Raw genomic sequence first — 25,083 nt, forward strand, 5'->3', positions numbered from 1 at the left:
TTGATGAATTTGGGGTTGATTTAGCCCTCACCCGGTTACATGCTCGTGCCCCTAAAGGTAAAAGAGCACGGGGTAAGCGCCCCAGCAAGCGAGGTAAACGAGTCTCTACAATCAGTGCAATCAGCCTCAAAACCGTTGTCACTAACGTAAGTATCGTCGGTTCAACCGATGGTTTGACCTTTGAAGCCTTCATTGCTCGCCACCTGGTTCCGAAACTTTGGAAAGGAGCTTGTGTGATTATGGATAACTACTCGATACACAACCATGACACGATCAGAAAGCTGATTGAGGACGTGGGTGCTAAGTTGATTTATTTACCTCCCTATTCTCCAGACTTTTCACCGATAGAAAATTGCTTCTCAAAGATTAAAAATATTTTGCGGACGATTGGGGCACGCAGCTATCCCGATCTCGCTAATGCCATTGAAGACGCTTTTTCTCAAGTATCTTTGGAAAACCTCAAAAATTGGTTCACTCACTGTTGCTACTACGCCTCACAAGAGTGAAAAATGCTATATACATACGCATTGGTTCGTTCGGTTTGCTATCACAGGGTTGACTTTTAGTAATACTTACACGACTGATCCTATTGTCATCTTCAAGTTTTATCTGCATTGGTATTGATTGCAGCCTGTTATAAAGCTCTTCACAAATAGCAGCTTGGTGCAGTTTTAATCTGGGGTCAATACTAAATAAAACTGGCTTAAAGCTGTCTTTACATAACCCATTTCCATCTAAACAGCTACTTTTTACTGGATTTAGATTAGTGAAATCTTTATCCACTAAAAAATTAGAAGCATCGCCAAGAATTAGTTCACGTCTATACCCATTTCCAACCTTGATTAAAGGTAATAGCTCTCCGGTTGTTTTCCTTAATATGAATACATCATCTTTGTTGACCCCTGCAGGCGCTGTCAATAAAACTCCCATATTAGAGACCTGCTGATCAAGTAGCTGGCTAATGATCGTTGCTGTACCTAATAAGGTGGCAATGGCACCCCCAATTTTTATTCCGCCCATTGCCAATGAGTCTTCTTGTTTGATTCCACCCATGAATCTATAAACGAACGTAGCAAGCCCTGACCCAATGAGAATTGATGGGATAATTGGAATCAAAGGGATAATTGGAATATAGACTAATGAAATACCAATAATTAGCTCAATGGCCGATGCATATATATATAGTTTGTCTCTACTTCCATAGTCTTCCTTGTGTGGAGATGATGGTTCAATTTCCATTTCAGCTGTATTTTCACTTGACTCGTGATTAGAGTTTACAGTCAACTGTTTTATCTCTTGTTCATTTTCATTCGATGACATTTTAGACCAATACCCTTTTCGAGACGACTTAAATCATTTTGAGGATCTCGGTTGACCTTAATTAACATTACTTGATGTGCAACTAAACTCAGCCCTCATCCCCCAGCCCCTTCTCCCAAAATAGGAGCAGGGGAGCAAGACTTTATCAAAGTCCCTCTCCCGCTCTGGGAGAGGGATTTAGGGTGAGGGGGATTGGGAAAATTGCACATTGCGTAACATTCTAAAGAAATATACAAGATCAAGATATTCAATAGTTATCACTTTCTTGAAAAAAAAGCAAGAAGGCGCATTGCATTGCTTATTAAATCAGGCTTAAGAAGCCTGTATCCTTTTGCAGGCAAGGCTTTTAGACTTTATATATGTTTTTTGTAAAGCCGTTTAAAACTGAAATTACCATAATGTTTAGCCATGAAAAAATGGACAGCAAAGTCATAGACCATACTCAGTCATAAATGTTATGAAATCAGTTTTTTACCGTCATAAAAAATATGCACACCTTGAGAGGGTGAAATATTTCCCCTATCGCTCTGGGGTAGCAGAACACCGATTCAATTTCGCGCAACACTCAGCCTCAGACATTTTGCCCGAGGCAATGGAACACGGCCAATCTTGAAATGCGTTCCCCCTTTGTTGCTTTCTCCTTTTTCTTGAGTGGTTCTATAGATAAGTCAGTTGATTGGACAATGTCTTACGCAATCTGCAATGAAACTTTATATAAATCCTGATTAATGCTGGAAATGCGTCGTTAAACTTCGATGTATTGGGTCGCCACTCAACCAGCCGACGAGGGATTCTCTCCGAGCAGGCAACGCCGATCTCTGGGACTCACCACAATTTACTAAGGTGAATTTAGCGGCGTTTACCGCTGCCGATATCTATCTAGCACTTAGGCACCGAGAGGTAGGGTTTTATGCACCCCGAAGATGTCTCCCTTCATCAGATGAATCCTTTGCAGCGGTTCAGCGATCGCGCCAGTGATTATGCCCGCTATCGACCGAGCTATCCCGCTGCCGCCATTGACAAAATTTTGGCGGGTCTCACACCCAGTGATTTGGTGGCGGCTGATGTTGGCGCAGGCACGGGTATCTCCGCACGGCTCCTGGCCGAACGAGGCGTTCACGTCTATGCCCTCGAGCCAAACCAGGCCATGCGGCTGGCTGCCACCCCCCATCCCCTAGTGACTTTCTTTGCCGGAACTGCGGAACAGACAGAATTGCCCTATCAGTCCCTCGATTTAGTGACCTGTTTCCAGTCCTTCCACTGGTTTTCCCCCCAACCTACCCTCTGGGAATTTCAGCGAATTCTCAAACCTTCAGGCAGACTGGCTCTGATCTGGAATCATCTAGATCCCTCTGATCCCTTTACCGGCAGCTATCGGCGGTTGTTGCAAATTGCCTCCAATCACCATCCCGCCATGGATCGTCACAACCCCACGGCACAGTTACTCCAACATCCCCGCTTTGGTGCTGTGGAGCAAACTCAGTTTACCAATTGGCAAAACCTAGACTGGCAGGGCTTACTGGGTCGGATGCAGAGTACGTCCTATGTGCCAAAACAAGGCCCAGCCCTAGAGCAGTTACTGGTTGATCTAAGCGGTCTATATGCCCAGTTTGCCAATGCTCAAGGACTGGTTTCCTTAGTCCTGATCACTCAGGTCTATCTCAGTCAAACCCGTGAGTCTCTGCAGCCAGACTGTTAGGGTGTCGCTTGGGCAGTGGGGAATGCTCCGGGTTTCACCTCCAGAGACACAGCCTGTCCATTCCGCCGCACTTCCATGGTGAGTGAGCCGCCAACCGCACTTTTTTCCACCGCTTGTTGAACTTCCTCGGACTTTGTGACAGAGCGACCATTGATTTTGATAATCACATCCCCAGCCCGTAACCCAGATCTCGCTGCCGGAGAGTTCTGAGCCACCCGCATAATCAAAATCCCCTGATCTTCCTGAACCGTGATCCCACTATTCGGGTTGCTGTTGATTTGCTCCTTGAGATTGGGAGAGAGGGCGGTCATTTGAATCCCCAAGAAGGGATGATCAACTCGTCCCTTGGCTACCAGTTGATCCGCAATTTGTCGCGCTGTGTTGATGGGGATCGCAAAGCCTAAGCCTTGGGCACCGCCAATAATTGCTGTGTTCATGCCCACGACTTCACCCTGTTGATTCAGGAGGGGGCCTCCAGAGTTCCCAGGGTTAATGGCGGCATCGGTCTGGATGAAGTTAATCCGCTTATCAGGCTCCCCAACCTGGGAGCTACTGCGGCCAGTGGCACTAATAATGCCAGCGGTGACTGTGTTATCTAACCCAAGGGGATTGCCAATGGCGATCGCCCATTCCCCCGGCCTCAGTTGATCGGAATTCCCCAGCGCCACCGTCGGCAAACCCTGCGCCTGAATCCGCACCACCGCCACATCGGTGATGGGATCAACCCCCAGCACCTTCCCTTCGAAGTTACGGCCATCTTTGAGGGTGACGGTCACAGCGTCAGCCCCCGCGACCACGTGGGCATTGGTGAGAATCAACCCATTACCTTCAATAATGAATCCAGAACCAGTTCCCCGCTCCACTCGACTGCTAGGAGGTGACGGGAATTCGTCCCCAAAGAACTGCCGGAAGAAGGGATCATTGAACATGGACGGCACTTGTGTCTTCACCGTGCGGGAGGCATCGATCCGCACCACTGCTGGCCCCACTTTTTCCACCGCAGTGGCAATGAAGTTGCCTCCCGACGCATCAATCAGCCCCGTGCGTCCTGTGGGCACTTGAGCCACCACCGCAGGGGGGGTCAACTGCATTGGAAGGCAGCCAGCGATCGCCCACCAACGCCAAGCTAGCCCCGACCAACGGCAATAGCATGTATAAAACTTGGCTTTCTCCAGGCAGACTTCGAGGCTGCCATCTTGCCAGAGAGCCGGTCAGAGGATTCCCTTGCTGGAGCAAGGTCTAAGTCAGAGTTCAGCAGCTTCATCGGCCTTCATTCTCCTTCGTTGCCAACAGATCAATTGGATATCCCAGGGAGGGCTCCTGTCTGTCCTCGGGTCATTTTGCAGACAGTCCCGCTGTTAGTTCTACAGTAGAGAGTCGGTGTGACATTGGGATGACAGGGCGATCGCCCCTTCGTGAAATTCCATCACCCTCTTGGATCTCAAGACGCTGCTACCGATGATTTGCTCCCTGACTCTAGCGATCGCAACGGCTCTGGGCAGTTTTCTCAGTTTCCTCCTATCCTTGAGAGTAGTAGCAATTTGATCTGGGAGCGTTCACAGTGATGGGCTTAGGAGATATTGTCCAAAAGGCCTTTTACCTGGGTGTGGGGTTAGCAGCACTGGGTGCAGAGAAGGCAGGGGATAAGCTGGCAGAAGTGCGGATGCAGTCCCAAAAATTAGTGGATGAAATGGTGCGGCGGGGAGAAATGACCACAGAAGAGGCGCGTCGCCTTGTGGAAGAGCTGATGTTGCAAGCACAGCAGCAGGCAGGCTCCCCCGAACCAACCGCCACTGCCACCGAACCCCGCAAAATTGAAATTCTCAGTGACACAGAAGGTCTCGACAATCAGGACTTAGACAAGTTGCGGCAACAGGTGCAAGAACTTCAGGATGAGTTGAAGCAGCTTCATCGTGATTAGGCGATCGCCGTTGGTTGGATTTGCACCCCAGCAAGGCTTAGATGGCTGTCGTCGTGTAGCGAATGTCGCCACAGGTTAATCCTTCTAACAATTGATGGAGAAGGGCAATCTCTTGGGCATTGGCGGAGCCGCTCCAGATCAAATGATTGATTTTACTTTCCACATCGGTGGTTAAGATGCCTGCTTCTAAGACGGGTTGAATCACATCGGTAAGACGCATGGGTTCCTCTGGCTTCGGTATCGGTTGATGCTTTTATTTTGGGGTTTAGCCAGCCGAGGCGTTGTGAGGAAGGTTGAGTCTAGCGGTGATATTGCGGCGGTGAGGCTGTGATCTAACGCCCTGATCGCAGGGCACCGCGAGGGCTGTCTACATGCGCTCCAGCACCGGAATGCCCAGTAGCGATAGACCCAACCTCAGGGTCCGGGCCGTCAGATCGCACAGAGCCAACCGCGAGGTCTGCAGGGGTTCCGCTGCGGATAACACCGGGCACCGGTCATAGAATTGGTTAAACTTTTGACTGAGTTCAAACAGATATTGACACAGGCGATGGGGCAACAAATCTTGACCCACCTGCTCCAGGGTATCCGTCAATTGCAGCAGATGTTTGGCTAGCACTAACTCTGTTTCGTCTTCTAACTGAAGCCGACGATCACTGCTCAACTGCTGTAGATTAATTTGCCCCTTACGGCCAATGCCTTGAATGCGCACATAGGCATAGAGCAAGTAGGGAGCTGTATTGCCCTGCAGTGCCAGCATTTTGTCATAGCTGAAAATATAGTTACTGCATCGGTTCTGGCTCAGATCCGCATATTTCACCGCCGCAATGCCAATGGTCTGGGCAACCTCCTGGATAAAGTCGGGGGTTTCTTGGCGCTGCTCAGCCTCCAGCCGGGTTTCTAGATCGGTGCGAGTCCGGGCGATCGCCTGATCCAACAGATCCTGTAACCTCACCGTATCCCCTGATCGAGTCCGAAATTTCTTGCCATCTTCCCCCAACACGAGGCCAAAGGGCACATGCACCACCTCCACTCCTGGGGGAATCCAACCCGCCCGTTGTGCCACCTGAAAAAAACTGAGCAAAATGAGTGGACTGGCCAACATCGGTGACATAGATGATGCGTTGTGCCTGATCCTGGTGAATCCGGTAACGCAGGGCAGCCAAATCTGTGGTGGCGTAGTTGTACCCCCCATCGGATTTCTGCACAATCAAGGGTTGGGGGTTCCCTTCTTTGTTGGTAAAGCCCTCTAGAAACACACATTCAGCCCCGGCATCCTCCACCAGCAACCCAGCCTGTTCTAGGTCGGCTACCACGCTAGGCAGGAGGGCGTTATAGAAGGATTCCCCCCGCTCCGTAATCCTAATATCCAGCAGCTGATAAATGATCTGAAACTCACGGCGAGACTGGTCACAGAGCAATTTCCAAGCATGGAGGGTATCGGTTGCCCCGGATTGGAGCCGCACCACTTCCTGCCGAGCCGTTTCTTGAAAGGTTACATCCTGGTCAAATCGCTGCTTCGCCTGCTTGTAAAATGCCACCAGATCTCCGAGATCCAGAACATCGGCGGTTGTCAGAGCCGCCGGATAGACTTCTCGCAGGTATGTGATCAACATTCCAAACTGGGTGCCCCAATCTCCGACATGGTTGAGACGCAACACCTCATGCCCCTGGAATTCAAGAATTCGGGCGATCGCATCCCCAATGATCGTGGAACGGAGGTGACCAACATGCATTTCTTTGGCAATATTGGGGCTGGAGAAATCCACAATCACCCGCTGAGGGGGGTTGACCCTAGCTACTCCCAGACGCTCATCCCCTAGGATCTCGGTCAGACGCTGCGCCAGATAAGTCGGCTTCAATGTCAGATTAATAAATCCTGCCCCGGCCACTGTGGGCAGTTCACAGAGATCCGCGACATCAAGGGCTGGTAACAACTGCTCGGCGATCGCCCGTGGGGGCTGACCTAAGGATTTCGTCAGTGCTAGGGCCACATTGGACTGGTAATCCCCAAACTTGGGGTTGCTGGCAGATACCAACAGAGGCTCAACGGGACTGGTTTCAACCCCAAAGGCAACCCTCAGCGCTTGTTGAAACCGCAGGTTCAGGAGAGAAGAGATCGAATTCATCACGGGCAACTCAAAGCAATACAGGCAGCGGCAGGAGATCCTTGAACCCACCTATCCAGCATAGGTTGTTTACCGACCCACCGCCTGCAAACCTGGCGATGGCGTTGGAGCGATCGCTCAAGGCTCCCCCCTCCATCTCTGTCCCCTAAGCAGAGAGTCCAGCATTCTTTTTCAACTCAGACGCTACCTGTTCTAGCTGCTGACGCTCTCGCTTCAGATTCTCTTCTAATTCCTGGATCTGTTCCCGGCGGGCTTCAATTTCTAAGCGTTGGCGACCCAGTTCCTGACTTTGGAAGGTCAGATTTTGCCGCCACTGTTCGGCTCGCTCTGCTTCCTGTTGCAAAAAAACCGGGGGTCAGCCCTTTAACCAGATAGGTCTCTATCAATTCTAGAATCCAAGGAGTTGCGTCTTGCAGACTCAGAACTTCTCCTGCCTCAGAGAAATCGAGCAGAACCAGGGAACCATCCCTGAGCGTGTCTGTGGCAATGGAGCAGACAACGTCATCTAGGAGTTGCCAACTATGTTCCGATATCTGGCGAGCCAGCAGCCGCAGTTCGGTTGGATAGGTATGTTCCTTTCCCGTAACCTGAGCAAGATGTAGCATTACACCGGAAGATGCACAATTCAGGATGCATGGAGACAGTATAATCTTTGTCCACCCTGTCCCGGTGCAGAATCCACCAAAATTATCGGATTCTCTGTCCCTCCTCACCATTTAAATCCATCTATGGAAATCACCCCTCGTCCCCGCTGGTTTGTTCGCCACGATATTGATGGCTTTTTCGGTCTCGCCCTCGATAACTTTATTCAAATTTTGCTAATTGTTAATCTCTGTCAGACGGTGCTGGGTTTCTCTCCGGCTCTGGTGTACGGACGGATTTTGCCGGGAGTGGCCCTGAGTTTGATTGTCGGTAATGTGTACTATAGTTGGCTGGCCTATCGTCAGGGACAACGGGAGCAACGGGATGATTTGACTGCGATTCCCTATGGCATTAATACGATTAGTTTGTTTGCTTATGGTTTTTCTGGTGATGTTACCCGTCAAGCTCGGGGCGATCGCCCAAGGAATGGCTCCTGAGCCAGCGGCGGAATTGGCCTGGAAAGCAGGGCTGGTCGCTTGTTTCGGCTCCGGGATCATCGAGTTCGCGGGAGCTTGGGTGGGGGAATATCTGCAACGGTTAGCACCCCGGGCGGCTCTGCTCTCGACCTTGGGAGGCATTGCCCTCACCTTTATTGCCATTGGCTTTCTGTTTCGTACCTATGCGTATCCTGTGGTGGGTCTGGTACCCTTAGGGGTGATCCTGCTCAGCTATTTCGGGCGGGTGCGCTTTGGCATTCCGGGTGGGTTACTTGCGGTTCTCTTGGGGATGGGACTGGCTTGGGGAACAGGGCTGGTGAGTTGGGATACGACTCGCCTGATGGCCGCCCTCGATCCGATTGGGGTCTATGTACCACAAGTTTGGCTGGGAGAACTCTGGGATGCACGGGGAACGCTGGTGGAATACCTGAGCATCATTTTGCCCATGGGGTTATTTAACCTGGTGGGGAGCTTGCAAAACCTCGAAAGTGCCGAAGCAGCGGGCGATCGCTACCCAGTAGCTCCCTGTTTAGCCACGAATGGCATCGGTACCGTCGTTGCCGCCATCTGTGGCTCTTGTTTCCCGACCACAATTTATATTGGTCATCCCGGATGGAAAACCATGGGAGCGCGGGTAGGCTATTCCCTACTCAATGGCATCATTATGGGACTTCTCTGCTTGACAGGAACCATTGCCCTGCTCACCTATTGGGTGCCGGTGGAAGCAGGGATGGCGATCGTGTTGTGGATTGGGATTGTGATTGTTGCCCAGAGCTTCACCGCCACCCCCTCCCACCATGCCCCTGCTGTTGTGGTGGGGTTGTTGCCGGGAATTGCTGGCTGGGGAGCCTTGATTGCCAAAAATTCCCTGCGGGCAGCAGGGTTAGGAACCCCTAACCAGCCGTTTTCGCCGGATCTGGTAGCGCTGTTTAAGCTGAGTGATACCTATATTGACGGTGCCTTTGCCCTGGAACAGGGTTTTATTTTTTCGGCCATGATTTTAGCCGCGATCACGGTCTATATTATTGAACAGCAATTTCGTCAGGCTGCTTACTGGGCATTGGCGGCAGCGTTTCTGTCTTGGGTGGGGTTAATGCACGCCTTTAAGTGGACTGCTGCCGATACCGTTATTGACCTGGGATGGGGAACTGGGGGAGCCTGGGCGGTGGGCTATGGATTGATGTCAATTCTTTTTTTCTATGCCGCTTGGCAATCCAGCCGTCCGTCCCCATCGTCTTGACACTCAAATGATGCGGCAGCGGCTACTCGACACTCACGACCTTAAATCGGGCTAGCCTAAGCAATGCTAGGGATCACGTACAACTCAAGGGCGATCGCTGGCGATAGCGATAGTAGGCAGCACAGGCTCCCTCCGAGGACACCATGGGCGCACCGAGGGGATGTTCTGGCTTACAGCCTTTGGCAAAGGCTGGACAATCCAGGGGTTTCTGAATCCCCTGCAAAATCTGACCACTGATGCAGTCCGAGGTTTCAGCCGTGGGGAGATTTGATAATGGCAGTAGCCCTTTTTTCAAAGCATCAAACCCCGCATAGGCCGAACGCAGGCCCAACCCACTTTGGGGAATGGTGCCTAAGCCGCGCCACTGCTGGGGGATGACTTCAAAAATTTCTTGCATCATCTGTTGGGCGATCGCATTCCCCTGTTTTTGCACCGAGCGGCGGTATTGATTTTCCACCTTTGCTTGCCCCGATTCTAATTGTTGTAGACAGAGATAAATTCCCTGCAACAGATCCACTGGTTCAAAGCCCGTGACGACGATGGGAATCTGGTAACGGGTCGCGATCGCATCGTAGGCTGCATACCCCATGACCGTACAGACATGCCCCGCCGCAAGAAACCCCTGGACTTGACAGTTGGGGTCAGACAACAGCGCTGCCATGGCGGGGGGGACTAAGACATGGGAAACCAACAATGAAAAGTTCTTGAGTCCCAACTGCTGCGCCTGATACACGGCCATGGCTGTGGCGGGAGCTGTGGTTTCAAAGCCAACTGCGAAGAACACCACTTCCTGATCGGGGCAATTGCGGGCGATGTCCACGGCATCCAGGGGGGAATAGACGATTCTCACATCTCCACCCGCTGCTTTTACCGCCAGCAAATCCATAGCAACGGTGGGGACGGTGTCGTTCCAGGCGGGGATGGAACCGGGAACTCGTAACATATCCCCAAAGGAGCAGAAAATCACCTGAGGTTGACGGGCGATCGCGAGGGCGGCATCAATGATCTTGGCAGGAGTGACACACACCGGGCACCCTGGCCCATGAATCAACCGGATAGTGTCTGGTAGTAGCTGATCCAGACCGAATTTGACAATGGTATGGGTTTGACCGCCACAAACCTCCATGATCGCCCAAGGGCGAGTGGTGAGGTGGGCGATCGCTGCCACATACTGCCGTGCTAAATCCGCATCCCGGAATTCTGCTAAAAATTTCATCGGTTTCTCATCGGCGATGGGCTAGATGGGGGTGATAGGTTTGGATGGCTTTCATATATTGCACCCGCTCAAACTCACTCGGGGTAGGACAAGATGCCTGACTCATCGTCCCTTGAAGCGCCCGTACTGAGGGATATTCATATTCCTCTAGCCATTGTTCTAGATCCTGTTCGAGGGTGCGTAAATGCTCAATGCCATGGCGTAACAGGGTACTGACCAGCAGGGTCACCTGAGCGCCAGCCATCAGCATTCGCACCACATCTTCCCCTTTATGGATGCCACCACTGGCTGCCAGATCAAGCGCCACCCGACCATAGAGCAGGGCAATCCAGCGCATGGGCAGACGCATCTCCTGAGCCGTACTCAGCAGCACATGGGGGACAACTTCTAAGGTCTCAATGTCAATATCAGGTTGATAGAAGCGATTAAACAACACCAGGGCATCGGCCCCCCGCAATTGGCATTGATGCGCCAGGTTCGCCAGGTTGGTAAAGTAAGGGCTGAGTTTGACGGCAACGGGAATGGCGATCGCCGATTTCACCGCCGTGAGAATCTCCAAATACTGGGCTTCCAGATCAGTCCCGCTCAGATTCACATCCGTGGGAATTGCATAGATATTCAGTTCCAGGGCATCGGCCCCTGCCTGCTCAATTTGTCGTCCATAGGAAGTCCAGCCCCCGATACTAGACCCATTTAAGCTAGCGATGATCGGGATCTGCGTCATCTCCTTGGCGCGGCGGATATGCTCCAGATAGAGATCGGGGCCAACATGGAAAATATCCGGTTCAGGGAAATAGGTCAGGGCTTCGGCAAAGCTTTCGGTGCCATAAAGGGAATGGTGGTGAAACTCCGCCATCTCCTGCTCAATTTGCTCCTCAAACAGGGAGTGCAACACCACTGCCGCCGCTCCCGCATCTTCCATCCGCTTGATATTGTCCAAGTCTTCCGAGAGGGGAGCCGCCGCGCCGACCACCAGGGGCGATCGCAACTCCAGGCCGAGGTAAGTTGTGGTTAAGTTCATGGGGTTTCCTGCTGGGGATGGGGATGATTGGCTTCAACGGACCGGGTGGCCAGAGCCTGATACAGTTGCCAACGGGTATCAACATCCGATTGAGCCAGTTTGCCCAACCGCTTAGCTGCTGCGGGGTTGCTGCGAGTTAGCATCTTGAACCGATTTTCTGTGTACATCGCTTGCTCAACCGGGAGCTTGGGCGATCGCGAGTCAACGATGAGCGGGTTCTCCCCCCGCTCCGTCCGACGGGGATCGTAGCGATAGAGTAGCCAACGTCCTGACTCCACCATCGACTTCTGGTGCTGCATTCCGGTTTTCATATCAATACCGTGGGCAATGCAGTGGGAATAGGCAATAATCAGCGAAGGGCCATCGTAGGATTCTGCTTCTAGAAAAGCCCGCAGGGTATGTTCATCCCGCGCCCCCATGGCCACACTGGCGACATAGGCATTGCCGTAGGTCATCGCCATCAAGCCTAGGTCTTTCTTGGGTCCTGGCTTTCCCCCGGAGGCAAACTTAGCCACCGCCCCTCTGGGGGTTGCCTTTGACATTTGCCCCCCCGTATTGGAGTAAACCTCCGTATCCAACACCAGAATATTGACATTGCGGCCACTGGCTAGGACATGATCCAAGCCGCCATAACCAATGTCATAGGCCCAGCCATCCCCACCAATCATCCAGACACTCTTTTTCACCAGATAATCGACCACTCCCAAAAGTGCTTGGATCTTTTGGCGGAGAGCGTCATCGGGAGTTTGAGCTAGCCAGCTGTCCAGGTACTGCTTCAGCAGCGACACCCGTTGCCGTTGCTCAACAATATCAGCTTCATCGGTTTGGGTGGCCGTCAAGATCGCAGTTGTCAGGTCAACCGGAATCGGGGCAGATGCGATGTCGTCCTGCGTCAGCTTTTGCAGCAACTCTTGGGCATACTCGGTTTGCTTATCGATCGCCACCCGAAAGCCCAGACCAAACTCAGCATTATCTTCAAACAGGGAATTCGACCAGGCTGGCCCCAGCCCTGCCGCGTTGTGCGTCCAGGGAGTCGTCGGCAGATTACCCCCGTAGATAGAAGAGCAACCCGTGGCATTGGCCACCAACATGCGATCGCCAAACAGTTGGGTCGCCAGTTTAATGTAAGGGGTTTCGCCACAACCGGCACAGGCCCCCGAAAACTCAAACAACGGTTCCTGCATCTGTTGATGGGCAATCTTGTGCAAATTTAAGCCAGCCCGATCGGGGTTGGGCAGGTTCAAGAAGAAGTCCCAATTGGCCGCTTCTGGGGCTCTCAAGGAGGGGAGGGGAGCCATATTGATCGCTTTTTTACGGGGTTCGGCCTTATTTTTTGCAGGGCAGATATCCACACAAATGCCACAGCCCGTGCAGTCTGCTGCCGAGACTTGCAGGGTGAATTGCAAATCCGCCCAATCGTGATCCCGAGCTGGAGCCGCCTTGAAGGTTTCCGGAGCTTGATCCAATGCCCCAGGGGTCACCACCTTCCCTCGAATCACCGCGTGGGGACAGACCATGACGCATTTGCCACATTGCACACAGACATCAGGATCCCAGACGGGAATCTCCTGGGCAATATACCGTTTTTCCCATTGGGAGGTACCCGTAGGGTAGGTGCCATCTACCGGCAAGGCGCTCACGGGTAAATGGTCGCCTTGACGGGTCATGATCGGAGCCAAAACCTCCCGCACAAAGGCTGGAGCAGTGGCTGGAACCCAGGATTTTACAGGTTCGGGATGCGTTGTTGCTGCATCGCTGTAGGTCGTATAGGGGATCTCGTAAAGGTGCTCCAGGGTTTGATCGATTGCCCGCAGGTTCATCTCCACCACCGATTCGCCCTTTTTGCTGTAGGTCTTGCGAATGGACTGTTTGATGCGGGCGATCGCCTCCTCCCGAGGTAAGACCCCGGCCAGGGCAAAGAAGCACACCTGCATGACGGTATTGATGTGCTGCCCCATGCCCGCATCCTTCGCTACCTGGGAGGCGTTGATCGTATAGACCTTTAACTGGTGCTTTTGGACCTCTTGCTTCAGGGTATCTGGCAAGTGTTGCCAGGTGGCTACCGGACTGAAGGGGCTATTGAGCAGAAAGGTGGCTTGGGGTTGGACGGTACTGAGTAGATCAAACTTGTCGATAAATTCCCATTGGTGGCAGGCGACAAAGTTAGCCTGTGTCACCAAATAGGTGGAGCGAATCAAATCGGGGCCAAAGCGCAGGTGGGAAACGGTGACGGAGCCTGATTTTTTCGAGTCATAGACAAAATAGCCCTGGGCGTAGTTGTCAGTTTCTTCCCCAATGATTTTGATCGAGTTTTTGTTCGCACCAACGGTGCCATCGGAGCCGAGGCCATAGAAAAGGGCGCGCACCACCCGATCGGACTCGGTGGAGAAGCTGGGATCAAAGGCCAGGGAGGTATGGGTGACATCATCTTGAATGCCAATGGTGAAATGGCGTTTGGGATGCTCCACCGTCAGATGCTCATAGATAGCCTTGACCATGGCCGGGGTAAATTCCTTGGAAGAGAGACCATAGCGTCCGCCAATCACCCGCCGGATCAGGTGCTCCGATTCCATGAGAGCCGTGACCACATCCTGGTAGAGGGGTTCCCCAATACTCCCTGGTTCCTTGGTGCGATCCAATATAGCAATCGCCTGCACCGTCGGGGGTAAAGCCGCTACAAAGGCCTGCCCATCAAAGGGACGATAGAGTCGGACTTTTAAGACACCGACTTTCTCGCCTTGGGTAATTAAGGTGTCTACGGTTTCATGCACCGTTTCGCAACCCGAACCCATGAGGACAATCACCCGCTCTGCCGCTGGATCGCCGTGGTAATCAAACAAGTGATATTGGCGGCCAGTGAGCTGGGCAAAGGTATCCATGGCCCGTTGCACGATCGCCGCACAGGCAGTGTAATAGCCGTTCACGGCCTCTCGTGCTTGGAAATATACATCTGGGTTTTGGGCGGTGCCGCGAATCACCGGGTGATCGGGGGTGAGGGCACGGGCGCGATGGGCGGCGATCAAGTCGCTGGGAATCAAGTCTTTTAAGGTCTCATCCGCTAGCAGTGCCACTTTTTGGATTTCGTGGGAGGTGCGGAAGCCATCAAAAAAATGCAGGAAGGGGATGCGGGATTCTAAGGTGGCCAGAGTGGCGATCGCGGCGAAATCTTGGGCTTCCTGCACCGAGGCCGAGCAGAGCAGGGCACATCCCGTCGATCGCACCGCCATGACATCACTGTGATCCCCAAAAATGGAGAGAGCCTGGGTAGCCAGCGATCGAGCAGCGACATGGAAGACAACGGCTGTCAATTCCCCAGCAATTTTATACAAATTTGGGATCATTAATAACAATCCCTGGGAGGCTGTAAAGGTGGTGGCTACCGTCCCCGCTTGCAAAGCACCATGAATGGCTCCGGCAGCACCCCCTTCACTCTGCATTTCAAACACCGCTGGAACCGTGCCCCAGAGGTTGGGTTGATGGGATGCCGCCCAGGCATCGGCCCATTCCCCCATGGGAGAGGCGGGGGTAATGGGATAAATGGCAATCACTTCGCTCAATCGATAGGCAACCTGGGCGACGGCTTCATTGCCATCTAGGGTGGCGAAAGCTGGGGGTAGCATTGTAAATTCCTCGAAGAAACCTGACGGAAAATCAGCCATCAACAGACCATCTCAGCCCTGATGAGATCAGCGGATCTCTGGAGTTGAAAGCCAACCTTGGTGCAGACCCGTTGCATGATGGTGTTGTCAGGGAGGATATCTGCCGTGATCCGTTCCAGCCCTTCTGCCTTGCCAACCTGGACTAACCGGCGCAGCAGCTCTGTGCCCATGCCTTGAAGCTGGTAGCGATCGCTCACTAAAATCCCCAACTCAGCTTCATTGCGACCGTGGAACTTACTTAAACGCCCCACCCCTAGGACTTGTTTCTCACCTGTTTCCGGATCGAGGGCTTCGACAACCAAGGCCATTTCGCGATCGTAATCCACAAAGCAAATTCGGGTTAAGCGATCGTGGGCAACGCGGGTTTGCAGCTTAATCATGTGGCAGTAACGAAAGTAGACACTTTCTTCCGACAGGGTCTGATGGAACTGCACCATCAGCGGTTCATCCTCAGGACGAATCGGGCGAATGGTCACCGATAGACCTTGGGAAGTTTGCCATGGTGCGATGTATTGACTGGGGTAGGGGCGAATGGCGGGTTTGGGGAGTAACGCTAGATCAACGCTGGCCTCATAGAGCACCACCCTGGCATCCAAGGCAATCATTTGCTGCTCACTCACCAGCAGAGGATTGATATCCAGTTCCTTGATTTCTGGATGATTGGCGATCAGTTGACTGAACCGCACCAAGAGTTGCTCTAAGGCCACCAGGTCAACGGAGTGTCGTCCTCTCACCCCTTTGAGAGCTTCATAGATGCGGGTTTGTTCCATCATCCGCCGTGCCAGGGTGGTATTTAAGGGCGGCAATCCCAGGGAACGATCCTGAAAGATTTCAACCAACTGCCCCCCGGTGCCAAATAGTAACACCGAGCCAAACTGGGGATCGGGACTGCTGCCCAGAATCAGTTCATAGCCCTCCAGGGAAACCATGGGTTGCACCGTCACCCCGAGGAAGTCAGCCGCCGCCACCCCGCTTTGGATCTGTTGGTAGGCAATCCCCACCGCCTCGGCATTGGCGAGGTTCAGTTTCACGCCACCGACATCGGTTTTATGGGTAATGGTATAGGAGTGGAGTTTGAGGACGATGGGATAACCCAGTTGTTCCGCGATCTCAATCGCTTCATCTTGGGAGGCGGCGATCCGGGTAGGGACGGTGGGGATGTCATAGACCGCCAGGAGTTGCTTCGACTCAAACTCACTTAAGAGGGTGCGTCCAGCATTTCGAACCGTTTGCGGCAACTGACAGGCCTGATCGAAGCTACACTTCTCGTTAACCGCCAACACGGGGGTCTCATACAAAGCTTGCAGACTGTAGTGGTAACGCCACATCCAATTAAAGACTTGGGTGGCGGTGTCTGGATAGGGAAAGGTAAAAATACCCGCTTGGTTCAGCAGCAATTCCCCAGGAGCCACATCCTGACCGCCCATCCAGCAGGCCAACAAGGGTTTTCCCGGTATCTGAGCCGCAATAGCTTCGAGTTGCTCAGCGGTTTGGGTCGGGTCTGTCATCGATTGGGGAGTGAGAATTACCAACAACCCATCACTATTGGGATCTTGGGCGGCGATCGCCAGGGATTGGGCATAGCGTTCCGGGGTGGCATCCCCTAAGATATCAATCGGATTTTGGTGACTCCAGTGGGGCGGCAGGATTTGGTCTAGGGCGGTAATCGTCTCAGCTGCTAAGGGAGCCAACTCCCCACCCCCGCGGATCAACGCATCGGTAGCCAACACCCCCGGCCCCCCAGCATTGGTGAGGATGGTCAGGCGTTTGCCCTGGGGACGGGGTTGTTTGGCCAGGATTTCCGCCATATTGAACAGATCGTTGATATTATCAACGCGCAGAACTCCGCAGCGACGGAAGGCGGCATCTAAGACATCATCGCTCCCCGTCAACGCCCCCGTATGGGAGGCGGCGGCTTGGGCAGCGGCCTTGGTACGTCCGGCCTTTAAGACAATAATTGGCTTACTCAGCGCCACTTCTCGGGCGGCGGACAGGAACGATCGGGCATCCCCGATGGACTCCATGTAAATCACAATGCTGTGGGTTTCGGGGTCATCGCCGAGGTAATCAATCAAGTGACCCCAATTGACATCCAACATTGAGCCAATGGAGATAAAGGCACTAAAGCCCACATTCTCCCGATCGCTCCAGTCCAGAATCGAAGTACACAGCGCCCCACTTTGGCTAATAAACCCCACATGTCCACGGCGCGCCATGCGTCCGGCAAAGGTGGCGTTGAGGCCAGAGGTGGGACACATCAGCCCCAAACAGTTGGGGCCAATAATCCGCAGGTTGCCTTGGCGGGCCGCTGCCAGCACCTCCGCTTCCAGTTGGATACCACTGGCCCCAATTTCTTTAAACCCAGCCGAGAGAATAATGGCTGCTTTCACCCCCGCCAGGGCACATTCTCGAATCACGCCGGGAACAGACTGGGCGGGAACAGCAATCACCGCCAGTTCAACGGGTTCTGGAATCTCGGCGATCGCCGGATAGGATTTTATGCCCAAAACCTGGTGCCATTTGGGATTCACAGGAAACACCGTGCCCCCAAAGGGACTCCCAATTAAATTCCACAGTACGGTGCGACCGACACTCCCTGGCTTTTCTGTGGCCCCAATCACCGCCACGGTTTTAGGCGCAAAGAAGGGGGTCAGCGGCTGGCGATCGTAGCGCAGGATATTGTGGGCTGGATCGGCCTGGATGGAGAGCTTGGCGGCTGAATCAAGGGGATTGGAATGGGTAACTGTCATGGCACAAAGTAGCGTGAAACAGTAGAACCGATCAAAAATGACTATCTAAAACTCTTGGAATGAAGAATTCGATCACTTTTCATAGCATCACTCTATTTCTTGTTGATTCATGATCTAAATCAACTTGATTCTAATTCCAATTTTGACATAAATACATGACGGTTATCCGTCACATAGAGCACATGCTTTAGCCTATGCGTGGAGCATTCGAGATGCGTTAGATGTAAACATTTTTATCGTTTTCCATCTCTAGTTTTCGAGCCTCACATTCCAATGTTTCCCAGTTGAGAGTAGAAGCTGAGAGATGGTCAACTTACCTTGACTGATTGATTTTCCAAGAAAGGCGTACAATCCTCCTCCCAAGATCTGGCAAAATATACGGATTTTTTAACAAAAAAACCTAAAAAAATCCTCTAAGATGAGGGATTACGACGAAAAAACCGATGTAGCTGACTTTGTCAACCTTTATGTTGTTTATCAAGAAAAATATCAGTTTCTCAGATTGCTTCTCCTGGGTTGCAAGGATCTCCTGCTGATTATTTGTATAATCATGAGGAAAGAATGAATAGTGAGCATTATCCATTCAATCATCGAGAGCAAGGGGTAAAATATCCTTAGCTAGCTTATTTATTCTTTCGCTTTTGAGGAGCTGACTTCTTAACTATTTCTTTCGATTTTTGTTCAAGCGAAGGTATTTATTGAATCCCTTTTAGATACGTTTTGCGACGTTGATTTCTTGATGGGGCGTATAAAGTCTTTCCTGAGACCGTGGTCTATAAGAATAATGATTGTTCAGGTTTTTTAGAGACGTTCTCGCTCATCCGTTGTCCCCGCCGCATCAGTGCCAATCGCACCGTCAATTCCCAGGAGAGGACTGGATTATGATCGACACCGATTCCAGACCTGTTTTAGAACCATCTCGCTCCCAAGCATTTGTGCTTTGGTTTGATCAAGTAGGTCTTGCAGATATCCCATTGGTGGGAGGTAAAAACGCCTCCCTCGGTGAAATGATTCAGCAACTCCTGCCCCAAGGGGTGAATGTGCCCAATGGCTTTGCCACGACGGCCTTTGCCTACCGCTATTTCATTGCCCAAGCGGGGTTAGAGCCCCAACTCCGGCAAATTTTTGCCCACTTGGATGTGGAGGATATGCAAAACCTACGGCAGCGGGGGCAACAGGCGCGATCGCTGATTTTACATACCCCCTTCCCGAAGGAACTTGACCAAGCGATCGCCACTGCCTATGCCAAACTCTGTGAACTATACGGTGGCTGTCTACCCGAGGGTGATACCTTCGCCTCGACCCATCCCCAGATCGTCCAAGAGTGTCGATATAACACCGATGTAGCGGTGCGCTCCAGTGCCACGGCGGAGGACTTGCCTGATGCCAGCTTTGCCGGTCAGCAAGAAACCTATTTGAATGTCCATGGGGTGAAGCAGGTTTTAGAAGCCTGTCACAACTGTTTCGCTTCCATCTTTACCGATCGCGCCATTTCCTATCGCACGATTAAAGGCTTTGATCACTTGGATGTCTGCCTCTCGGTGGGGGTACAAAAGATGGTGCGCTCCGACTTAGCGGCCTCTGGGGTGATGTTCTCAATTGATACCGAAACCGGGTTTAAAAATGCCGCCTTGATCACCGCTGCCTATGGATTGGGTGAAAACGTGGTGCAGGGGGCGGTGAATCCTGATGAGTTCTTTGTATTTAAGCCAACCCTCAAACAGGGGTTTCGACCAATTCTCGGAAAACGCTTGGGCAGTAAGGCCATCAAGATGGTCTACGACATCGGGGGCTGCAAACTCACCAAAAACGTCCCCGTCCCGGATTCGGAACGGCATCAGTTTGCAATTACCGACGATGAAATTCTCACCTTGGCTGGTTGGGCCTGTGTGATTGAGGATCACTACTCAGCGGTGCGGGGCACCTACACCCCCATGGATATTGAGTGGGCAAAGGATGGGGAAACCGGACAACTCTTTATCGTTCAGGCTCGTCCGGAAACGGTGCAGTCGCAAAAAGCCGCCAATGTTTTACGGAGCTATCGCTTTGTCCCTGGGCATGAGCCTTCTCAACCGCCTTTAGTTTCAGGTCGAGCGGTGGGGGAACGCATGGGACAGGGGGCAGCCCAGATAATTTTGGATGTGCATCAAATTGCTGACTTCCGACCCGGAGAGGTGTTGGTGACCAATAAAACCGATCCGGACTGGGAACCAATTATGAAAAGAGCCAGTGCGATCGTTACCAACCAAGGGGGCCGTACCTGCCACGCCGCCATCATTGCCAGAGAATTAGGGATACCGGCGATCGTCGGCTGTGGCGATGCCACCAGTTTGATTCAATCTGGACAAGATGTCACCATTTCCTGTGCTGAGGGAGAAGCAGGTCAGGTTTATGCCGGACTGTGGCCCTTTGAAGTCATTGAAACGCAATTGAGTCAGTTACCCCGCACCCGCACCCAGATTTTGATCAATGTGGGCAATCCCGATGAAGCCCTCGGCTTAGCAGCTATTCCCTGCGATGGAGTGGGTTTGGCGCGGTTAGAGTTCATTATTGCCAACCAGATTCAGGCCCATCCCCTAGCCTTACTGAAGTTTGATCAGCTTACCGATCCCGCCGTTAAACAGGAAATTGCCAAGCTGACGGCTTTGTATCCCCACAAACCGGATTTCTTTGTGGAAAAACTGGCCCATGGAGTGGGGATGATTGCCGCTGCTTTCTATCCCCATCCAGTGATTGTGCGGATGTCGGACTTCAAAAGCAATGAGTATGCCAACCTTCTGGGAGGTCGCCAGTTTGAACCCCATGAAGAAAATCCAATGATTGGCTGGCGGGGCGCTTCCCGCTACTACGATCCCGCCTATCGTGAAGCCTTTGCCCTGGAATGCCAAGCGCTGAAACGGGTTCGGGAAGACATGGGGTTAACCAATGTGATTCCCATGATTCCCTTTTGTCGCACCCCAGCTGAAGGGCGGCGGGTTGTGGCTGAAATGGCGATGAATGGATTGCAACAGGGCGATCGCGGCTTGCAGGTCTATATGATGTGTGAAATTCCCAGTAACGTGATGCTGGCCGCAGAATTCAGCCAAGTCTTTGATGGCTTCTCGATTGGCTCCAATGACCTCACCCAGCTGACCCTGGGATTAGATCGGGATTCTGCTTTAGTGGCGCATATCTTTGATGAACGCAACGAAGCGGTACTGGCGATGGTAAAACAAGTGATTGCTGCCGCCAAAGCCCAAGGTCGCAAAATTGGGATCTGTGGCCAAGCCCCCAGTGACTATCCAGAATTTGCTCGGTTCTTGGTGCAACAAGGCATTGATTCCATCAGCCTCAATCCCGATTCCTTGATTAAGACCCACCTGGAAATTGCCCAAGTTGAAGCCAGTATGGGGGCGCTCCCTGTCCCTGTGACTTCAAGTTGACGCTGACTCTAGAGATTTAGTCCACGTTCCCACAGGCATCGCAACCTATGGACAGGACGATTCAATGGCTACCCCGTACTATCTGTGCCAGCTAGTTAATTATGATGCCTTCCTCCGCACCCCCAACCCAACAGAACCTGATAACTAAGGCTAAGCCCAAAGCCTCAACTTCAACCTCCTGTGCCATCGGCGATCCCCGCTTTAAGGCTCTGGATATGGCGATGAAGCGCTATCAACATAACCCGGATGCGCTGATTGAGGTTTTACACAAAGCCCAGGAATCCTTTGGCTACCTGGAAGCGGATGTCCTGACCCACGTTGCCCGAGGCTTACAACTTCCCCTCAGCCGTGTCTATGGGGTAGCCACGTTCTACCATTTGTTTACCCTCAAACCCAGTGGTGTCCACACCTGTGTGGTTTGCCTGGGGACAGCCTGCCATGTCAAGGGCAGTAGCAAGTTAGTGGCAGCCTTAGAGGCGGAACTGGGGATTCAAATGGGGGAAACCACTGTGGATGGCCAGGTTTCCCTGCTAGCCGCCCGTTGCTTAGGAGCCTGTGGCATTGCACCGGCCATGGTAATCGATGGGGCAGTCAGTGGCAAGCAAACCCCCAAGGATGCTGTTGACAAGGTTCGAGTTCTGAAATTTTAGTCACTCTGGGTTTACCCCACTCCCTGACTTCAACTCCTATCCCAATGACGCTAGAAAACCGTTATGGACATTACCGACCTGAATGCGATCGCCCAGAAAGAACGAGAACGCCAAAAAACCACTCGCATCCGCTGTTGCACTGCAGCTGGGTGTCTTTCCTCCGGTGCTGCTGCCGTTAAGAATGGTCTAGAGGCCGCGGTGCAGGCGGCAAAGCTAGCTGAAGCAGTGGAAGTCACTAGTGTTGGCTGTATGCGGTTTTGTGGCCGGGGTCCCCTGGTGGCAGTAGACCCAGCGGATAGCTTCTATGAGTTAGTCACCCCGGAGGATACTCCGTCAATTGTGGCTGCACTCCAGGGTGGAACGGCCACCGCGAATCAGGGCGATCGCAACCACCCCTTCCTCACCCGTCAGATGCCGATTGTGCTGGAGAACTGCGGCAACATCGATCCAGAACGGATTGAAGCCTATATTGCCACGGGGGGCTATCTGCAATTACACCACGCCCTCACCGAAATCACCCCCGCCCAAGTCTTGGAGGAAGTCACAAAGAGTGGGCTGAGAGGTCGCGGCGGCGGTGGCTATCCCACAGGTTTGAAGTGGGCAACCGTTGCCAAGATGCCCCCCCGGCCAAAAATATGTGGTCTGTAATGCCGATGAGGGGGACCCCGGCGCATTTATGGATCGCAGTGTCCTAGAGAGCGATCCCCATCGGATTTTAGAAGGCATGGCGATCGCGGGCTATGCCATTGGGGCGAACCATGGCTTTATCTACGTCCGTGCCGAATACCCCCTCGCGATCAAACACCTGCAAAAAGCGATTCAGCAGGCGAAAAAATACGAACTCCTCGGCAGCCAAATCTTTGACTCCACCTTTGACTTTAAGATTGATATTCGGATTGGGGCGGGTGCGTTTGTCTGTGGGGAAGAAACGGCGTTGATGCAGTCCATTCAAGGCGGGCGAGGCAATCCTCGTCCCCGGCCGCCCTATCCCGCCGTATCGGGGTTGTGGGGATGCCCCACCCTGATTAATAACGTCGAAACCTTTGCCAATATTGCCCCAATTATCCGCAATGGCGGGGACTGGTATGCCAGCATTGGCACCACCAAGAGTAAAGGCACGAAGGTCTTCGCCCTGACGGGCAACATCCAGAATACGGGTCTGATTGAAGTCCCAATGGGGACAACAATCCGCCAGATTGTCGAGGAGATGGGCGGAGGCGTTCCTGAGGGCAGCCAGGTCAAGGCAGTACAAACGGGTGGCCCTTCTGGTGGCTGTGTCCCAGCAGCCTTCTTCGATACACCGGTGGATTATGAGTCCTTGCAAAAGCTGGGAACAATCATGGGTTCCGGCGGCATGATTGTCATGGATGACTCGACGAGCATGGTGGAAATTGCCCGCTTTTACATGGAATTTTGTCGAGGTGAATCCTGTGGGAAGTGCGTTCCCTGTCGGGCGGGTACAGTGCAGCTCTATGCCCTGCTGACCAAGATCATGAATCAGGAAGCTACGGCGGCGGATCTGGCGCAACTGGAATCTCTCAGTTACATGGTCAAGGAGATGAGCTTGTGTGGCCTGGGGCAAACCGCGCCGAATCCGGTGCTGAGTACCCTGAAATATTTCAAACAGGAATACCTAGATCTGTTGCAAGCCCCAACAGACGGGAATGGAAGTCTCGCAGTTTCAAAGATCTTGTGAGGATGGTATGTCGGTTAAAACACTGAAACTAGACGGTATTGATGTGGCGATCGCCGAAGGGTCAACCATTCTGCAAGCCGCAGCAGAAGCGGGGGTTACCATTCCCACCCTGTGTTATCTCAAGGGCGTTTCAGCGGTGGGGGCCTGCCGCCTGTGCATGGTGGAGCTTGCTGGGTCTCCCCGGTTATTCCCCGCCTGTGTCACCCAGGTAGAAGAAGGGATGGAGGTTTCCACCCAAAGCCCCAAGCTCCAGGACTACCGCCGCATGATTGTGGAGTTGCTATTCGCCGAAGGCAATCACGTCTGCGCCATTTGTGTTGCCAATGGGAACTGTGAGTTACAAGATGTCGCCGTTGCAGTTGGCATGGATCATTCCCGCTTCCCCTACCGGTTTCCCGATCGCCCTGTGGATATGTCCCATCCCTTGTTTGCCATTGACCACAATCGTTGTATTCTCTGCACCCGGTGTGTGCGGGTTTGCGATGAGATTGAGGGAGCCCATGTTTGGGATGTGGCGCAACGGGGCGCAGACTGCTACATCACCTCAGGACTCAACCAACCCTGGGGCGAGGTCAGCGCCTGTACCTCCTGTGGCAAATGTGTGGATGCCTGTCCCACGGGGGCGATTTTCCGCAAGAGCGAGACCACCGGGGAAAAAGTTCGCGATCGCGACAAGCTGGAATTTTTAGCCACCGCACGGGAGAAGCAGCAATGGACAAGATAAGGTTTGCCACCGTGTGGTTGGCTGGGTGTTCGGGGTGTCACATGTCCTTTCTGGACTTGGATGAGTGGCTGATCGATTTAGCCCAACAGGTGGACGTGGTCTACAGCCCGGTAGGGTCGGATATTAAAATCTATCCGCAGCAGGTGGATGTCTGTCTGGTGGAACGGGGGGGTGGCCAATCAGGACAATTTAGAACTGATCCATGCTGTGCGTCACCGCACGAAGCTGTTGATTTCCTTTGGGGATTGTGCGGTGACGGCCAATGTCCCCGGCATGCGAAACATGCTGGGGGGAACCGATTCGGTGTTAAGACGCGCCTATCTAGAACTGGCGGATACCGGGCAGCAGTTCCCCCATGAACCAGGAATTGTACCGGAGTTGTTGGATCGGGTGTTACCGGTTCATGAAGTCGTGCCCGTGGATATCTTTATGCCGGGATGTCCGCCCTCGGCAGATCGCATTAAATCCACCTTAGAACCTTTACTGCGGGGGGAACTGCCCCTGATGGTCGGGCGGGAGATGATCAAATTTGGCTAGTAGGGGTTTGGCATTGCCAAACC

The 25,083-nt window shown here is 52.8% G+C and carries 14 protein-coding genes and 4 pseudogenes; 9 read left to right on the top strand and 9 right to left on the bottom strand.

Annotated elements, in window-relative coordinates; translation table 11 throughout:
• Positions 1-506: IS630 family transposase (locus DO97_RS02385; protein ID WP_036530882.1), on the top strand; the 506-nt coding region annotated here is incomplete at its 5' end.
• On the opposite strand, the gene DO97_RS02390 is transcribed toward DO97_RS02385, so the two are convergent.
• The gene (locus tag DO97_RS02390; RefSeq protein ID WP_036530883.1) at positions 472-1,320 is read right to left on the bottom strand and encodes a hypothetical protein; all 849 of its coding nucleotides are present in this window, start codon (positions 1,318-1,320) and stop codon (positions 472-474) included. The genes DO97_RS02385 and DO97_RS02390 overlap by 35 nt on opposite strands.
• Positions 1,321-2,230: 910 nt before the next feature.
• Here DO97_RS02390 and DO97_RS02395 point away from each other — a divergent pair.
• Entirely contained in the window at positions 2,231-3,019 is a 789-nt protein-coding gene (locus DO97_RS02395) for a class I SAM-dependent methyltransferase (RefSeq protein ID WP_036530884.1), read from the top strand.
• On the opposite strand, the gene DO97_RS02400 is transcribed toward DO97_RS02395, so the two are convergent.
• Positions 3,016-4,194 carry an HhoA/HhoB/HtrA family serine endopeptidase gene (locus DO97_RS02400; RefSeq protein WP_476703512.1) on the bottom strand — a complete coding sequence of 393 codons (1,179 nt, stop codon included), beginning with the start codon at positions 4,192-4,194 and terminating at the stop codon, positions 3,016-3,018. The two genes, DO97_RS02395 and DO97_RS02400, sit on opposite strands and share 4 nt — an antisense overlap.
• Positions 4,195-4,580: 386 nt before the next feature.
• Between DO97_RS02400 and DO97_RS02405 the strand changes: the two genes are divergently transcribed.
• Positions 4,581-4,940 (top strand): phasin family protein, encoded by a 360-nt coding sequence (locus tag DO97_RS02405; RefSeq protein WP_036530886.1) that lies wholly within the window; start codon positions 4,581-4,583, stop codon positions 4,938-4,940.
• Positions 4,941-4,977: 37 nt separating this feature from the next.
• On the opposite strand, the gene DO97_RS02410 is transcribed toward DO97_RS02405, so the two are convergent.
• The 3 genes and pseudogenes from DO97_RS02410 to DO97_RS25695 all read right to left on the bottom strand — a co-directional run bounded on the left by DO97_RS02410 (position 4,978) and on the right by DO97_RS25695 (position 7,409).
• Positions 4,978-5,160 (bottom strand): hypothetical protein, encoded by a 183-nt coding sequence (locus DO97_RS02410; RefSeq protein WP_036530888.1) that lies wholly within the window; start codon positions 5,158-5,160, stop codon positions 4,978-4,980.
• A 147-nt stretch (positions 5,161-5,307) separates the two neighbouring features.
• Positions 5,308-7,066, bottom strand: a pseudogene (gene argS, locus DO97_RS30630) (arginine--tRNA ligase).
• 145 nt (positions 7,067-7,211) lie between these two features.
• Positions 7,212-7,409, bottom strand: a complete 198-nt coding sequence (locus tag DO97_RS25695) for a hypothetical protein (RefSeq protein WP_239651375.1) — start codon at positions 7,407-7,409, stop codon at positions 7,212-7,214.
• Positions 7,410-7,794: 385 nt separating this feature from the next.
• Between DO97_RS25695 and DO97_RS02425 the strand changes: the two are divergent.
• A pseudogene (locus DO97_RS02425) lies at positions 7,795-9,385 on the top strand (NCS2 family permease).
• Between the two features lie 73 nt (positions 9,386-9,458).
• Here DO97_RS02425 and hypD read toward each other — a convergent pair.
• Genes hypD through DO97_RS02445 form a run of 4 tightly spaced genes read right to left on the bottom strand, consistent with a single transcriptional unit; the run spans position 9,459 to position 18,031 of the window.
• Positions 9,459-10,601, bottom strand: a complete 1,143-nt coding sequence (gene hypD, locus DO97_RS02430) for a hydrogenase formation protein HypD (RefSeq protein ID WP_036530889.1) — start codon at positions 10,599-10,601, stop codon at positions 9,459-9,461.
• A gap of 7 nt (positions 10,602-10,608) precedes the next feature.
• On the bottom strand, positions 10,609-11,622 hold the full coding sequence (locus DO97_RS02435) for a dihydroorotate dehydrogenase-like protein (protein ID WP_036530896.1): 1,014 nt from the start codon (positions 11,620-11,622) through the stop codon (positions 10,609-10,611).
• The gene (gene nifJ / locus DO97_RS02440; protein ID WP_036530898.1) at positions 11,619-15,242 is read right to left on the bottom strand and encodes a pyruvate:ferredoxin (flavodoxin) oxidoreductase; all 3,624 of its coding nucleotides are present in this window, start codon (positions 15,240-15,242) and stop codon (positions 11,619-11,621) included. Before nifJ ends, DO97_RS02435 begins: the two co-directional genes overlap by 4 nt.
• Before the next feature lie 38 nt (positions 15,243-15,280).
• Positions 15,281-18,031, bottom strand: coding sequence for a bifunctional acetate--CoA ligase family protein/GNAT family N-acetyltransferase (locus DO97_RS02445; protein ID WP_052128297.1), 2,751 nt, complete (start codon positions 18,029-18,031; stop codon positions 15,281-15,283).
• 881 nt (positions 18,032-18,912) lie between these two features.
• Between DO97_RS02445 and ppsA the strand changes: the two genes are divergently transcribed.
• From ppsA to DO97_RS02475, 5 genes and pseudogenes are all read left to right on the top strand, one after another.
• Positions 18,913-21,453 (top strand): phosphoenolpyruvate synthase, encoded by a 2,541-nt coding sequence (gene ppsA, locus DO97_RS02455; RefSeq protein WP_036530901.1) that lies wholly within the window; start codon positions 18,913-18,915, stop codon positions 21,451-21,453.
• Positions 21,454-21,554: 101 nt separating this feature from the next.
• Positions 21,555-22,103: a bidirectional hydrogenase complex protein HoxE gene (gene hoxE / locus DO97_RS02460; protein WP_239651378.1), complete on the top strand. Its 549-nt coding sequence runs from the start codon at positions 21,555-21,557 to the stop codon at positions 22,101-22,103.
• Positions 22,104-22,166: 63 nt separating this feature from the next.
• Positions 22,167-23,799, top strand: a pseudogene (locus DO97_RS30635) (NADH-ubiquinone oxidoreductase-F iron-sulfur binding region domain-containing protein).
• Between the two features lie 7 nt (positions 23,800-23,806).
• Entirely contained in the window at positions 23,807-24,523 is a 717-nt protein-coding gene (hoxU, locus tag DO97_RS02470; RefSeq protein ID WP_036530903.1) for a bidirectional hydrogenase complex protein HoxU, read from the top strand.
• Positions 24,511-25,060 (top strand): annotated as a pseudogene (locus tag DO97_RS02475) (NADH-quinone oxidoreductase subunit B family protein). The gene hoxU and the pseudogene DO97_RS02475 overlap by 13 nt, the downstream one beginning before the upstream one ends.
• Positions 25,061-25,083 lie beyond the last annotated feature (23 nt).

This window comes from Neosynechococcus sphagnicola sy1 (assembly GCF_000775285.1).
In the GTDB taxonomy this organism is placed as follows: Bacteria; Cyanobacteriota; Cyanobacteriia; order Neosynechococcales; family Neosynechococcaceae; genus Neosynechococcus; species Neosynechococcus sphagnicola.

Excerpts from the sequence above, each read along its gene's own strand:
- DO97_RS02390 (WP_036530883.1), bottom strand. The coding sequence starts at position 1,320 with ATGTCATCGAATGAAAATGAACAAGAGATAAAACAGTTGACTGTAAAC.
- DO97_RS02395 (WP_036530884.1), top strand. The coding sequence starts at position 2,231 with ATGCACCCCGAAGATGTCTCCCTTCATCAGATGAATCCTTTGCAGCGG.
- DO97_RS02410 (WP_036530888.1), bottom strand. The coding sequence starts at position 5,160 with ATGCGTCTTACCGATGTGATTCAACCCGTCTTAGAAGCAGGCATCTTA.
- hypD (WP_036530889.1), bottom strand. The coding sequence starts at position 10,601 with ATGAAATTTTTAGCAGAATTCCGGGATGCGGATTTAGCACGGCAGTAT.
- DO97_RS02435 (WP_036530896.1), bottom strand. The coding sequence starts at position 11,622 with ATGAACTTAACCACAACTTACCTCGGCCTGGAGTTGCGATCGCCCCTG.
- nifJ (WP_036530898.1), bottom strand. The coding sequence starts at position 15,242 with ATGCTACCCCCAGCTTTCGCCACCCTAGATGGCAATGAAGCCGTCGCC.
- DO97_RS02445 (WP_052128297.1), bottom strand. The coding sequence starts at position 18,031 with ATGACAGTTACCCATTCCAATCCCCTTGATTCAGCCGCCAAGCTCTCC.
- ppsA (WP_036530901.1), top strand. The coding sequence starts at position 18,913 with ATGATCGACACCGATTCCAGACCTGTTTTAGAACCATCTCGCTCCCAA.
- hoxE (WP_239651378.1), top strand. The coding sequence starts at position 21,555 with ATGATGCCTTCCTCCGCACCCCCAACCCAACAGAACCTGATAACTAAG.
- hoxU (WP_036530903.1), top strand. The coding sequence starts at position 23,807 with ATGTCGGTTAAAACACTGAAACTAGACGGTATTGATGTGGCGATCGCC.